Below are 14,630 nucleotides of genomic sequence, written 5' to 3' on the forward strand. Positions count from 1 at the left end.
ACGAATATTTGAAAAAGATCAGCATTTGCCTTATTTTGTTTTGGGGAGTCGGACAAGTTTCTGCACAGAAGGACAGCATCTATATTGGAGCAAAGTTATCTTCTGACAGAAAAACTATAGAGGTCAATCAGGAGATTGTTTATTACAATCATTCTGATAAAGATCTTACTAGCGTAAAACTTCTGAATTGGATTTCCGCGTATAATAAACGGGGGACCTCATTAGTCTACAGAAAACTGGAAGACCGAAATAATGATTTGCATTTTGCAAAAAGCAATCAACTGGGAAAACTGCTGGATCTGAGCGTTAAAAATTCAGACAATCAGGTAATTCCTGTTGATAAACTTTCGGAAGAAAACCTTTTTGTTCCTCTGAAAGAGGCTTTACAGCCAGGTAAAAGCATTACATTGCAATTACAATACAGACTCCAGCTTCCCGATAAAAAATTTACGGGATATGGAACTTCTGATCAGAATATTGCATTAAAATACTTCTTTATTGTTCCGGATCATTTTGATCCGGACAATATTTCTCCAAGAAAATATCATGACATTGAAGAGCCGGTAAGTTTTAATACTTTTTGGACAGTCAATTTTGATATTCCTGTCAATAGTTTTGTAGACGGTAACCTTCCGCAAACTCAGATGAATTCTTTTAAAGGATATTTGGATTCTGATCCTGAGTTTTTAATTTCGCCAAGTACATATCCATCAATAAAAACTGATATTGACGGAAGCACTACTGAAGTTAAATTCGGTTACAACTTAAAACCGGAAGAAAGGCAAAACCTGGAATTTTATCTGCCACTGCATTTAAAGTTTATTAAAGAGAAAATAGGATATCTTCCGGCAAGCATCTATATTTCAGATAAATTCAGAGCTAAGGAAGATTTTTTCGGAAATAATGATATTACTTTCTGGAAATTCAGGTTTCAGTTATTTACTGATGGTGAAAAAACAGATCTTGATTATTTTGGAATGATTACCAAGAAAATTCTTGATGAAAGCGTTATTGCCGACAAGCAGAAAGATCATTGGTTTAAAAATGGTTTAAAATCCTATCTCGAAATCCAGTATCTCAAAAAATTCTATGGAGAAACCAAACTTTTAGGCTCACTACCGGAAACAAAAATATTTGGGATTAAACCTTTAAAATTATTCCATGCTTCCAAAGTAAAACTACTCGACCGTTACGGACTTGCCTATCAGTACATTATGCTACAAAATCTTGATCAAAAGATTGATGAAGACTTTACTTCTTTGAGCAACTTTAATGAAATGACCATCAGCAGTTTCGAAACAGGAAGCCTGTTCAGCTATTCTGCAGCAAAAATGGGCGAAAATACCTTTAATGATACTGTAAAAAACTATATTTCTCAAAACTCCGGCAAAAAAGTAAATCCTGATGAATTTCTGAAAACTCTTTCTCAAAAGGATAAATCCACAACTTATCTTTCTGATTTTCTCAACCATAAAAACAGGATTAATTTTAAGCTGGGGCATATTGATAAAAAAAATGATTCTTTACAGATCAACATTTCAAAAAATACATCCGCTTCCATTCCTGTAAAACTGGAAACGGAAACCAAAGAAGGCCATAAAAAAACATATTGGATTGATACTGAAGAAAATAAAAACATAACCAGCGTTAACCTACCGGCTTCTGATAACATTTATAAAGTCACATTAAACAGCGGTTATATATTCCCGGAATCAAAGTATAGAGATAATTTTCTGTATGCAAAAGGATTGTTCTCAAATGCAAAAAGAATCAAGATAAAATTAATAAAAGATATTCCTGATCCTGAATATAATGAAATCTACGTAAGTCCAAGGGTTCGTTTCAACAACACTTATGATAAGTTCCTTTTGGGAGTCAATCTTAAAAATCAATCATTTTTTGATCAGAAATTCCTGTATTCCGTTACACCCACATACAGTACCGGAACTGGAAAACTTACGGGATCCGGGGCAGTTGCCTACTCTTTTTTACCAGCTGAAAGCATTATCCGAAGTCTTACTTTAGGAGTTTCCGGTTCTTACTTTCATTATGATTATGGTTTGGCTTACAGAAAAGCGACTTTATCTTCCAACATCAATTTCAGAAAGAACCCCAGAAGTACGGTAAGCAGAGGTTTAGGCTTATCTTACAGCTATTTTGAAAGAGACCTGAGCCCTAAAATGATTGCTAATGATGATTATAAAAAGTATAATCTATGGAGTCTGGGATACGGATACACCGACAATCAGATGATCCATGAGAAAAGCTTGAGTCTTAGTACGCAGGGAATGGAGGATTTCAATAAAATTACGGCAGAAGGTTTTTACCGATGGGAATTTGCTCCAAAGCAAAAACTGAGTCTTCGCTTATTTGCAGGATATTTTCTAAGAAATAACACCCGAAATGATTTGTTTGATTATGGAATTTCAAGGGTATCCAATTACGCATTTTCTTATACACTTTTAGGAGAAAGTGCCAATAGCGGCCTCCTTTCGCAACAGTTTATTTTAGCTGACGGAGGGTTTAAATCCTTTATTCCCGGAACGGTCAACCAATGGATTACTTCTTTCAATGTAGATTCCAGTGTGTGGAAAATATTCCATGTGTATGCAGATGCAGGGATGTATAAAAACAAAGATTTTCCTACAAAATTTATCTGGGACAGTGGTATTAAAGTAAGAATCATCCCTGATTTCCTGGAAATTTATTTCCCGATTCAGTCTTCATTAGGATTTGAACCGGCATTTAAAGATTATGCAAAACGAATCAGATATACATTGGTTCTTAACCTGAGTTCAATTATTAACGCTGCAAGAAGAGGATGGTATTAGATTAATGGAAAGTTGAAAATTGCCAGTATCATTTTTATGATCTTACAATCACATAAAAAAATAACAGCTCATCATCGATGGGCTGTTATTTTTTATCAAAATTAATCTTTTATAATTTTTTGTGAGATAGGAACGTTATTAATCGTGCCGGTTACAATATATGTTCCTCTCGGAAGTTCTGTGATATCTAAAGCCGAAGCCAGTTTTGTAGGTGATTTTTTGACAACCTGCCTGAAGGTATCATACACTTTCACATCCTTTACTTCTGTTCCAAAGAGCACTTTACCATCTTTTATAAATGGATTTTGTACAAAACCTGATTTTGCGGTTCCTTCAAGTGAAAAATCTGACATATTATCATTGCTTTCATTCAAAGTTCTTTTTATCGCTGTCGTTGTTGTGGGGGAAGGTGCAGGTCCATCTCCTTTAAACTGATCTGCATTAGCTCCATATCCTACAAAATCCAAAACATTGGAAGAAGTAGGTGTGGCAACCTGAACAATACTTCCAGCTAATGCTACTTTACCGGAGACATTTGAAATCCTTAACCCTGAAGATTTATTGGGTGTTCCGTCAAAATTGGTGATTGTAGTGGCTATAAAATCTGGCGTTGGTAAGTTTTCAGTACCTCCGTCTACTGCTGCTTCCTGAATGAGATATGTCTCATTGGGGCCTAAAGTAAAATCCGGTAATGTATGATATTCAGTGAAAGCTCCCACTGCCGGGGCATATTGTATACTTGCTCCCGTTAAAGAAACCAGATTGGTTCCGATATTTTTAAGGACAATATAATTGTTTTTTAAAACGGCACCGGAATTTCCGTTACCGCCATAAATTTCATTAATAACGATTTGAGCATTGGCAAAAACAGCCATTGACACTAATCCAACAAGAGTAAAGATTTTTTTCATCATCGTACAATTTTAGGAATAAATTTATGATAAAAATATCAAAAATAATACCAGCGGATTGAAAAAATCAACAAAAAATTGGGTAAAAATTGAGTATCAATTAATACATTATCCTTAAAAAAATCCGGCCACTTCTTCGAAGTGGCCGGATTCTAATTTTTATCTGTAGAAAGATTAGTCTTTCAAGATTTTTTGAGATACCAACTGGTTGTTTACTGTACCTGTTACGATATAGTTTCCTTTTGTCAGTTCAGCAACGTTTACTGATCCGTTTTGTTTTACAGAAGCTTCTTTTACAACTTGTCCGTTCATGTTGAACACTTTTACATCTTTAGCATCTGATCCGAAAGTAATTTCGTTGTTTTTAACAAGAGTATTCTTAACGAAGTTTCCAGCTTTTTTATTTTTAACATCGGAAACAGCTAATGTTCCACCAACAGTTTTGATAACGATGTTATCTAAATAAGCTCTGAAAGAAGCATTTGTAGTTTCAAATGTAACTGTTGAATTAGCTTGTCCACCTGTAAAGTTTACTGTTTTAGATTCAGGAGTTCCAGACATTACGGCTGCATAAGTTACAGTCTGATCTGCTAAATTAGTAACTTTCACAGTTAAAGTACTTGGAGTACCAGTCCACCCTTTTACATCAAAAGTGATTACTACGTTTCCTCCGTCAGTAGACAAATCTAATGTCTTTGAAGTCATGCTTCCAGTAGCACTAGATGTACCTAATTTCACCATACCACCTGCACTGTATGCTTTAGAACCAGCAGGAAAGTTAGCTACCGGCGCAATAGGATTAGTAGCTGTTCCAGGGTTGTAAACATCTACCCCGTTAGGAGCGTTAGTACCAGTTGAAGCTGTGTTCCCTCCAGCTGAATAAGCAGCAAAATCTTCAGATAAAGCAACTGTTTGCTGAGCATTAGCTACAAAAGCCATAGCAGCAATTCCAAAAATAGTAAAGACCTTTTTCATAAAATAATTTTTTTTTAATTTCTGGGATAAAAGTACAAAAAAACCGCCAATCCACTTAATTTGCGGTATATATTTAACAATAAGTTAAAGTTTACTTCTTATTTATTTTTTCTGAAACAATTCTTCCGGCTATGGTTCCGGTTACAAAATAAATTCCTTTTGGAAGTTCTGTAACACTTAATGTTCCATTTTCAATTACTGAACCTGTTTTTACCAGTTGCCCGTTTACATTATAAATTTTCACCTGTGATTGGGCACCAAAATAAATATCATCTTCTACGGATGTATTTTTAACAAAGTTTTTTAAAGAGATCTTTGTATCAGTCACACTTAACGATCCATTCATATTAACTTTTATATCATCAATAAAAAACCGCTTTGAAGTAGCTGCTGCCGAGAATTTCAATTTTGTTGTTGAAGTACCTCCAACTATATTTACTGAATAATTGGAAAATGCAGAATTCGTTAAAGTAAAACTGCTTGTTCCATTAATAGTGCCACCACCGGTAATACTTACTGTCAAAGTAGTATTATCTGTATTGAAGCCTCCTGCTCTGAATGTTAAAGTTGCATCTCCGGAAAGTCCGTTCAATGCAGGAGTTGTTACGGCACCTACCGTACTGGAAGAACCTGCTTTTATACATTGTGAAGCACCTCCAGCTCCTGAGAATACCCAGCCTGCCGTTGTATAGGTACTTAATGAGCTTGTTCCGACATTACCGGACCAGGTATTATCATTGCCTCCAGTGCCTGCTAAGTCGTCAAAAGTAGCGTTGAAAATAGTAGTTTGTGCAAAAGATACTGTTGCAAACATTGCTGTTGCAAATAACGAATAAAGTTTTTTCATGATTCAAAATTTAATGTGTTAATAATTTCAAAGACTAAAATACATTGAATTTTAAGGACTTCGCAATAATTAGATTAATTTTCTGTTAATAATTCTAGACCTCTTAGTATTAACATTTTTTAATTATTTTTACGAATTATTTTCACAGCTTGCGGAATTCTATCCTTCTATTCGTTTTGTTGTTCTTAGGCATATTTTCAGGAAATGCTCAGGTCTTTTCGTGGAAAAATCCCAACGTTGCGGAAGACAGTATCAAAAGGGACAGCATTCTTGCTGCAAGGCTGGAACAGGACATTTTTGCAAAAGACACTTTAGACTTTATAAGAACGCAAAACAGGATCATTGTAGATGAGGCTGTACTGGCGAAAAACGATAAAAAAAGATTTCTGGGCGAGCTTAATTCCAAAGGTTCCATTATCCGTGGAATTACATTTGGTAATAACCAGGGACAATCTGTACAAAGTTCGATGGATTTACAAATCTCGGGACGATTATCCAAAGATGTCACTATTTTAGCAAGTATTTCAGATCATAACCTTCCTATTCAGGCTGATGGATATACCCAAACTTTAGAGGAGTTTGATAAGATTTACATACAGCTTAATATTAAAGATAAATCCATCCTTAGAGCAGGCCATCTGGATCTTGTAGAAGCGAAAAATTATTTTGCCAAGTACCAAAGAAGAAGCATGGGAATCCAGTTTCAGACCGAATTGGGGAAAGAGAATAAAACCTTCATAGACATCTCTGCAGGCGTTGCCCGGAGTGAGTTTCACAGAGTTCGTTTTCAGGGAGTGGAAGGTAACCAGGGACCTTACCGTCTGACAGGGAAAAACGGAGAACAGTTTATTACACTGATCTCAGGTTCTGAACAGGTTTTCATTGACGGGATTTTAATGAAGCGAGGAGAAAACCAGGATTACGTCATCAATTACAATACCGGGGAAGTTACTTTTACCAGTTTTCGTCCCATTTTCCAGCAGAACTTCGTGACGATTTCTTATAACTATGCCAACAGAAATTATTCAAGATATTTATTTACAGGTAAGATTGAACATCAAAGAGAAAAATTTAAAGTAGGACTTAATTGGTTCCTTGAAAATGATAACAAAAATGCACCACTATCTTTAAATTTATCTAAAGAAGATGAACAAATCCTGGCTGATGCCGGAAATGATCCTAACCTGATGTATGCACCTTCCGGTGTTCTTACTGAATATGATGTTAATAAAATTTTGTATCGTAAGAATCCTGCAGGAAATTATGAATTTTCGACAGATCAAAATGAACCGCTTTATCAGGTTTCTTTCACTTACTTTGGAGTCAATCAGGGAGATTATAAAACGGCACAAACCACCAATAATGGACGTGTTTTTGAATATGTAGGTCCTAATGCCGGAGATTACAGAGCCGTTAGAAAACTTCCTTCGCCACAGAAATCACAGGTATTTTCACTTAACACGGAATATTTATTAAATGAAGGAAAGATAGGTGCCGATATTTCCCTGAGTAATTATGATGTGAATTTATTTTCGTCAAAAGATTCTGATCAGAATATAGGCTATGCGTACCGTATTTTCGGAAATAAAAGCTTTACTAAAAACTCATGGAAAGGAACTCCAAGTTTTGAGTATCAATACATTGACAAACAGTTCCATATCTTAGACCGTATCAATGATGTCGAATTCTCAAGAGATTTCAACCTGGTTCAGGAATTTAATAAGAAAACGCAAAACAGATTTATTTTCAGCTTTTTAAACAAATGGAATAATAAATCGACTTTGAATTACCGCATCAACTACCTGAATGAGCAAGATTCATACAAGGGTATTAAAAATGATCTTGATTTTGGATGGATTACAGGAAAATTTCTTACAAAAGGAAATCTGTCTTATCTTAATACCACCGCTACTCTTCAGGATACTAAATTTATCAGAGGAGGTGTTTCCACAGAATATACAGGTAAAAAAGGAAGCTGGGCCATCGGAGGAAGCATGGAACATAATGAGAAAAAGTATAATGACACTCAACTTATGGATGTTACCAGCTTTAGTTGGAAAGAAATTTTTGTACAAAAGAAAATCGGTGACAGCACCCGTACAAAATTACTTGCCAAAGTGTATATGAGAGATAACGACTCGGTACGTGATAACAGACTTCAGAATATGAATAATATATTGGGGATCATGGCTGAAAGTCAGATTATCAAGACAGAAAAAACAAGTTTAAATGCGTTGATCCACTACAGAAAATTTTTCTATCAGAACGTAGATCCTAGCGTAACGACCAGAAATAATGATTTCGTGGTAGGAAATATTCTGTATAATCAGCAGCTTTTCAGAAACGGGATGCGCTTGCAGGCATTTTATGAACTTGGAAATGGTCAGGAAGCTCAAAGAGAATTCCAGTATATTAAAGTAACTGATGGACAAGGAATCTACAAATGGACGGATTATAATGGTGATGGCATACAGCAATTGGATGAATTTGAAATTGCAGAATATTCCGATCTGGCCAAATACATCAGGGTGTATACCAACTCTGTACGATATATTCCTTCCAATAAAAATAAATTACAGCTTGCTTTATTTGTAAATCCTGCTATTGTTTTCAATTCTGAAAATGCATTTTTAAAGCGATGGAATTTCAATGTTTCATTAAATTCCCAAAACTCTTTCTATAAAAAAGATAAAGTTTTAGTATTGAATCCATTTGAAAAAAGCAGCGATCAGATTCTTAAAAATCAGAATATTTTAGCGTCAATACAGTTTAACCCAACCGATAAATCGGGATGGAACGGAAATTACCGATTCATCAGCAATGATAACCTTATCAATGCCAATTTCAGTAATGAAGAACGTGAGCAGGTTTCTCATTTCCTGAATGTAGGATACTGGTTCAATAAAGAATTCAGGGTAGATTGGGAAAATTCCGTTCATGACATTAAAAATTCGTCGCAGCTTTTCACAACGAGAGATTATCGTTTGAATAATTTTGAAACAAAACCGAAAGCTACTTACAAATTTACAGATGCTATCCAGGCTGAACTTTCTTCTGCTTACCGCCAAAAACAAAGATTGGACGGTGAAGAATTGTTAAAAGCTTTTGATGTTACGGGAACGATCCAATGGGAACGCAGAAAGACATCCATCCGTGGAAACTTCTCATTTATTAATAATAATTTCAATGGGAATAACTTCAGTATCGTAGGAAATCAAATGCTGGACGGTCTGAAACCGGGAAAAAACCAGGTATGGAGTGTATTTATCCAGCAAGCGATCAATTCTTTCATTCAATTAAATTTAAATTATGAAGGAAGAAACTCGGGAGAACGAACGATTCACATTGGAAGTATGCAGGTGAAGGCAAGCTTTTAAGAGTTGAAAATTCATCCTTTGATCCTCACTATCAAGCACTCCCAATCTCAAACAATTTATTTAAATTCATCATTTACACTGATAGATAATATCATATTTCCGGATATTTAGAATTTTGTAAATTTGCACCATGATAAAAATAGGCAATATAGAACTGCCGGAATTTCCACTTTTGCTGGCTCCGATGGAAGATGTAAGTGATCCTCCGTTCAGACGTTTGTGTAAAATGCACGGTGCTGACTTAATGTATTCGGAATTTATTTCTTCTGAAGGCTTAATTCGTGATGCTATTAAAAGCCGTAAGAAACTGGATATCTTTGATTATGAGAGACCGGTGGGCATACAAATTTTTGGTGGAGATGAAGAGGCAATGGCTATGTCTGCAAGAATTGTGGAAACGGTAAATCCTGATCTGGTAGATATTAATTTCGGATGTCCTGTAAAAAAAGTGGTTTGTAAAGGAGCCGGAGCAGGTGTTTTGAAAGATATTGACCTGATGGTTCGCCTTACTAAAGCCGTTGTAAGTTCTACACATTTGCCGGTAACGGTTAAAACCCGTTTGGGCTGGGACAGTACCTGCATTAATATTGATGAAGTGGCAGAACGTTTACAGGAAACAGGAATCAAAGCCTTGACCATTCATGCGAGAACCCGTGCACAGATGTACAAAGGAGAAGCGGATTGGGAACATATTTCAAGAATCAAACAAAATCCAAATATTGAAATTCCAATTTTTGGAAATGGTGATATAGATTCTCCTGAAAAAGCATTAGAATACAAACAAAAATATGCCTGCGACGGAATCATGATTGGTCGTGCAGCAATTGGTTATCCGTGGATATTTAATGAAATCAAGCATTTCTTTAAAACAGGTGAACATTTACCTGCTCCCACAATTTCCGACCGTTTATTAGCCGTACGTCAACATGCGGAATGGAGTGCAGAATGGAAAGGGGAAAGATTAGGATTGGTAGAAATGAGACAACATTACAGTAATTATTTCCGTGGTGTCCCTCATTTCAAAGAATTCAGAAAAAAATTCCTGGAAGTCTTCACATTGGAAGAAATGAACATCTTAATTAAAGAAACCCAAGAATTCTACGAAGAATATCAAGCACAAGTATAAAATAAAAACCATCAATTTGAATTGATGGTTTTTATTGAGTTTAAAATTTTTAATATCCTCCTGATGAAGATTCGTTTTTGATTAATGCCAATGCAGAAGATGTTCCGATTCTCTTGACACCCATGTTGATCATTCTTTCGGCATCTTCAGGGGTTCTCACTCCCCCGGCTGCTTTCACAGGAAGTCGACCAGCATTATCAAGCATGATCTTTATTCCTTCGAATGTAGCTCCGTTAGGCTTTCCGCCGGTAGTTTCATAAAATCCTGTTGATGATTTCACAAAAATATGGGGTAAATCATTTTCTGAGAAATTTTCTTCTGCCCAGTTGGAAATATTTTTGGTAAGATCTGCAATCTGCTCATCTGTAAGAGCTGCAATTTCAATAATCCACTTGGCAATCTTTTGATTTTCCAGTGCTAATCGGGTGCATTTTACAAATTCATCTTTTACCAACTCTGTGTTTCCCTGGAGATAAGCGTTGTAATTAATCACAAAATCCAGCTCATCTGCACCGTCTTCAATTGCTTTTGAAGCTTCTGCAAGTTTCTCATCAACTGAATACGTTCCTTCATGAAAACCTATTACAGTTCCCACTGCAACATTTGAATTTCTTTCCTGAATATACTTTTTGATTTCTGATACATAATCCGGACGAATCATCACTGCAAAAATACCATTGTCAATAGCTACCTGAGCAAGTTCTTTATCTTTTTGAAGAGTTTCTTCGTTGGAAATACCTGATTGTTCCGGTGTTTTCAAATAAGTTGAATCCAAATATTGGGCTATGTTCATATCGTTATACTTTCAATTGTCTATAAATACCTTGTTCCAAAGATATGAAAGTTTCTGTTCTTGTTACTCCTTTCAACTTTTGAAGTTTGCTAAGGATTTGCATCAAATGATCGTTATCTTTACAAAGAACCTTTAAGAATATTGTATAATTTCCGGTTGTATAGTGCGCTTCCACTACTTCGTTGATATCATGCAAAGATTTTACCACTTCAGGATAGTGGCTTGGCTGATCCAAAAACACACCGATGTAAGAGATAACCTTATATCCGATTTTTTTTGGATTAAGGAATGAAATTGAATTTTCAATTACTCCCGCGTGTTCCAGTTTTTTGATTCTTTGATGTACTGCAGTCGTGGAAATTCCTACATTTTTTGAGATGTGAGCTAAAGAAGTTTTAGCGTTATCCATCAACATGTAGATGATTTCTTTGTCGATTGAATCTAAGTGATAGCTTGTGTTGCTCGAATTTTTCATTTTCTACTTTTTTATTATTTATGTTTTTTACTGTAAATTTTTAAATTTTACAAAAACCGGAAAGTGATCGCTGTATCCACCTAAATACCGTGTACCGGCATAAGTTCGAAAAGGCCTTCCTTCAAAGTTTCTGGTTCTGCTGCTGATTTTTTCAGAATTAAAAATACAGGCTTCCTGAAAAGCCAGCGTCTTATTATCAAGAAGTGATCTTGACATAATGATCTGATCATACAGCAATCCAGACTTATAATGAAAAGTAGAATAATTTCTTGTAGAAAACAACTCCTGAAAAGGATTCATCAATACCTTCTCATGATCGTTGTCATAGAGAATTTGGACTAAATTTTCATCATCCGGGTTTTCGTTAAAATCACCACACAATATAACATGTTCCTTATCAGCATCTACAATTTTCATGATCCGCTCGCGAATCTCATTCAGGATAAAGGCTCTTTTTGGTTTATTAATATCTCTTTCACGCTTAGAGGGAAGATGCGCGATAAAGACATTGATAATTTCCCCTTTATACTTAACTTTTGAAAAAAGTACGTCTCTGGTTGTGTCGTAATTTCCTGTGTTTTTATTTATTATTTCAAAAAAGAAAGTAATGGTTTCAGAATCGATCACCTCTACTTTATTTTTATCATATAACATTGCTACATCAACCTTTCTTTCATCCATAGAATTGTAATGTACAATCCCATATTCTGAATTAAAAGGCTCCATTTGTACAAGATCTTCCAAAACTTTCCTTCCGGAAACTTCAGACAATCCTATCATAAATGGGAGTACACCATTTTCCTCCTTCATCAATTGAAATACGTGCGAGATTTTAAAAAGCTTGTTTTTATATCTCTTCTCATCCCAGTTCCTTAAACCTGACTTTGTAGGATCTAATTTGTGAACAGGCTTCGGATCTGGTAAAAATAAATTTTCAACATTGTAAAAAGAGAACAGTTCCGTCAACATCAATTCTATACTTTATTTATTTTGTTCTTTTTCTTTTAACTATATCGCCATTATTTTTTTCAAATTTCACTGATTCTTATCAAACTATTAAAAATATTTTTCTCAATAAGATATTTCAAATATAATAAAAAAATCAATAAAACCAAATATTTTAAATTAAATTTTCAATTATTTATCAATATTATAGAATTAATCGAAATAATCCCAACTTGGGAAATTTAGAATAATGAAAATAAAATTTTAATATGAAGCTAAAAACACTAATATTTTCCTATGCTTTTACACTTGCAACAAATATTATTCCATTTAATATCTTAATAAATGGAATAAGTGAAAAAAACAATAATTAAAAAATTTAAGTAATTCTTTTTATAGTAAATCGGGACGTTTTTCTTTAGTTATCCTTACTGCTTCATCATGGCGCCATTCTTCAATTTTCCCTAAATTTCCACTTAATAAAATCTTAGGAACATCCAGACCTTTATAACTTTCGGGTCTTGTATAAATGGGTGGCGATAAAAGATCATCCTGGAAACTGTCTGTTAAAGCACTTTGTTCATCATTTAAAACTCCCGGAAGTAGTCTGATTACAGAGTCTGCCAAAACGCACGCCGCCAATTCACCACCTGTAAGAACATAGTCGCCAATTGAAATTTCCTTTGTAATATGAAGATCACGCAGTCTTTGGTCTATTCCTTTATAATGACCACAAAGAAAGATCAGATTATTTTTTATAGAAAGAGTGTTCGCTATTTTTTGGTTTAAAGTAACTCCATCCGGTGTCAGATAAATAACCTCATCGTATTCTCGTTGAGATTTAAGTTCCGATATACATTTATCCAGTGGTTCTATCATCATGACCATTCCGGCTCCGCCTCCATAAGGTTCATCATCAATTTGCCTGTGTTTGTTGATTGCCCAGTCTCTTAACTGATGAAAATGTACTTCAACCAGTCCTTTGTCCACTGCTCTTTTCAAAATAGAAGTTTGAAATGGACTTTCCATCAATTCAGGAAGTACGCTTATGATATCAATTCTCATTGTAATGTTTCGTTTTTCTTAGTAGGTAAAATAATTAATCTTAAAGAAGAATCTTTGTTGATATAGCTCCACATCCAGTTGAAGAATATGGCAAGCTTATTTCGAACGCTCAAAATTAGCATTAAATGGAGAAACATCCAGAAGTACCATGCTAAAAAGCCTTGAAACTTGATAAATGGCAGGTCAACAACGGCTCTGTGCTTACCTATTGTTGCCAATGAACCTTTATCATCATACTCATACTCATTCCATTCACTTGGATTTTTTCTAAGAAGGTTTTTACCTAAATTTTTTGCCTGATTAATAGCTACGTTGGCTACCTGTGGATGTCCCTGTGGATATTTAGGTGTTTCCATATAGGCAATATCTCCAATAGCATAGACGTTTTCGTACCCTTTTATTTTATTGTACCGATCTACGATATATCTGTTTCTGACTAATTTTTCTTCCGGAAAACCGCCTACGACATTACCGGTAACTCCTGCTGCCCAAATTACATTATTGGATGGGATTTCTTTTCCGCTTTTCAGGTGTACCTTATCGCCGTCGTAGTCTGTTACTACTTCTCCACTCATAAAAGTTACCCCAAGATCTTTCAGGTATTTTTCAGATTTATCCTGAGCCTCAGCACTCATCACTGCAAGTGGTTTCTCCGTAGAACTTACCAAAATAATTTTCAGATGGTCAAAGTTCATATACGGATAATCTCTGGGAAGGATATCTTTTTTCATTTCGGCAAAAGCTCCTGCAAGTTCTACTCCGGTTGGTCCGCTTCCGACGATAACGATATTCCAGTTTCCATCGTCACTTCGGCTTTTTTCCAAAATTAACTTTTCAAAGGTTATCAGCACATGATTTCTGATGCTGATGGCCTCCTGAGTATTTTTCATTCCGAAAGCCTTTCCTTCAAGTTCTTTATTTCCGAAAAAATTGGTTTTACAGCCCGTTGCAATAATTAATTTATCATAAGTGAATTCAGCTTCATCGGTAATGACTTTATTATTGGCAGTATCAATTTCTTTGACGTCTGTCATACGGAACTGCGTATTTCTGGATTGCTGAAAAATTTTTCTAAAAGGGAAAGAAATGTTGGAAGGCTCTATCCTGCCTGAGGCTACCTGATAAAAAAGCGGCTGAAACATATGGTGATTCATCCGATCCAGAACAATGACTTTTTTGTTCTTGTTATTCAATGTTTTTGCAAGCTGCAGCCCCGCAAATCCTCCTCCTATAATGATGATTTTTTCGCGTGTTTCCATAATACACAAATTTACTGATTTTATTT

11 protein-coding genes are annotated in these 14,630 nt (G+C 35.1%); 3 read left to right on the forward strand and 8 right to left on the reverse strand.

Translation table 11 applies throughout. The annotated features are described in order from the left end of the window. Positions 1-8 precede the first annotated feature (8 nt). A complete protein-coding gene (locus tag EG342_RS01350) occupies positions 9-2,831 on the forward strand; it encodes a BamA/TamA family outer membrane protein (protein WP_246008712.1) in 2,823 nt (940 codons plus the stop codon). A 101-nt stretch (positions 2,832-2,932) separates the two neighbouring features. Here the strand turns inward: EG342_RS01350 and EG342_RS01355 are convergent, their stop codons facing one another. The 3 genes from EG342_RS01355 to EG342_RS01365 all read right to left on the reverse strand — a co-directional run bounded on the left by EG342_RS01355 (position 2,933) and on the right by EG342_RS01365 (position 5,564). Beyond that, positions 2,933-3,745, reverse strand: a complete 813-nt coding sequence (locus EG342_RS01355; protein WP_246008713.1) for a lamin tail domain-containing protein — start codon at positions 3,743-3,745, stop codon at positions 2,933-2,935. Between the two features lie 171 nt (positions 3,746-3,916). Then, the gene (locus tag EG342_RS01360; RefSeq protein ID WP_103292063.1) at positions 3,917-4,717 is read right to left on the reverse strand and encodes a T9SS type A sorting domain-containing protein; all 801 of its coding nucleotides are present in this window, start codon (positions 4,715-4,717) and stop codon (positions 3,917-3,919) included. 91 nt (positions 4,718-4,808) lie between these two features. Then, positions 4,809-5,564: a T9SS-dependent surface endonuclease, AS87_RS02955 family gene (locus EG342_RS01365; protein WP_103292062.1), complete on the reverse strand. Its 756-nt coding sequence runs from the start codon at positions 5,562-5,564 to the stop codon at positions 4,809-4,811. 179 nt (positions 5,565-5,743) lie between these two features. Here EG342_RS01365 and EG342_RS01370 point away from each other — a divergent pair, with 179 nt between their 5' ends. Together EG342_RS01370 and dusB are read left to right on the forward strand one after the other, a co-directional pair. Then, positions 5,744-8,941 carry a hypothetical protein gene (locus EG342_RS01370; protein ID WP_246008714.1) on the forward strand — a complete coding sequence of 1,066 codons (3,198 nt, stop codon included), beginning with the start codon at positions 5,744-5,746 and terminating at the stop codon, positions 8,939-8,941. A 130-nt stretch (positions 8,942-9,071) separates the two neighbouring features. Further along, complete coding sequence (gene dusB / locus EG342_RS01375; RefSeq protein WP_103292060.1) at positions 9,072-10,067, forward strand: tRNA dihydrouridine synthase DusB; 996 nt, start codon at positions 9,072-9,074, stop codon at positions 10,065-10,067. 49 nt (positions 10,068-10,116) lie between these two features. Here dusB and deoC read toward each other — a convergent pair whose 3' ends face one another. The 5 genes from deoC to EG342_RS01400 all read right to left on the reverse strand — a co-directional run bounded on the left by deoC (position 10,117) and on the right by EG342_RS01400 (position 14,604). Beyond that, positions 10,117-10,860, reverse strand: coding sequence for a deoxyribose-phosphate aldolase (gene deoC / locus EG342_RS01380; protein ID WP_103292059.1), 744 nt, complete (start codon positions 10,858-10,860; stop codon positions 10,117-10,119). 4 nt (positions 10,861-10,864) lie between these two features. Continuing rightward, positions 10,865-11,335, reverse strand: a complete 471-nt coding sequence (locus tag EG342_RS01385) for an Lrp/AsnC ligand binding domain-containing protein (protein ID WP_002976659.1) — start codon at positions 11,333-11,335, stop codon at positions 10,865-10,867. A 27-nt stretch (positions 11,336-11,362) separates the two neighbouring features. Beyond that, positions 11,363-12,304, reverse strand: coding sequence for an endonuclease/exonuclease/phosphatase family protein (locus EG342_RS01390; protein WP_103292058.1), 942 nt, complete (start codon positions 12,302-12,304; stop codon positions 11,363-11,365). 369 nt (positions 12,305-12,673) lie between these two features. Further along, positions 12,674-13,345, reverse strand: coding sequence for a tRNA (guanosine(37)-N1)-methyltransferase TrmD (gene trmD / locus EG342_RS01395; RefSeq protein ID WP_103292057.1), 672 nt, complete (start codon positions 13,343-13,345; stop codon positions 12,674-12,676). Continuing rightward, the gene (locus EG342_RS01400; RefSeq protein WP_103292056.1) at positions 13,342-14,604 is read right to left on the reverse strand and encodes an NAD(P)/FAD-dependent oxidoreductase; all 1,263 of its coding nucleotides are present in this window, start codon (positions 14,602-14,604) and stop codon (positions 13,342-13,344) included. Before EG342_RS01400 ends, trmD begins: the two co-directional genes overlap by 4 nt. Between the last annotated feature and the right edge of the window lie 26 nt (positions 14,605-14,630).

Origin of the sequence: Chryseobacterium lactis (genome assembly GCF_003815875.1) — a bacterium.
Classification (GTDB): domain Bacteria; phylum Bacteroidota; class Bacteroidia; order Flavobacteriales; family Weeksellaceae; genus Chryseobacterium; species Chryseobacterium lactis.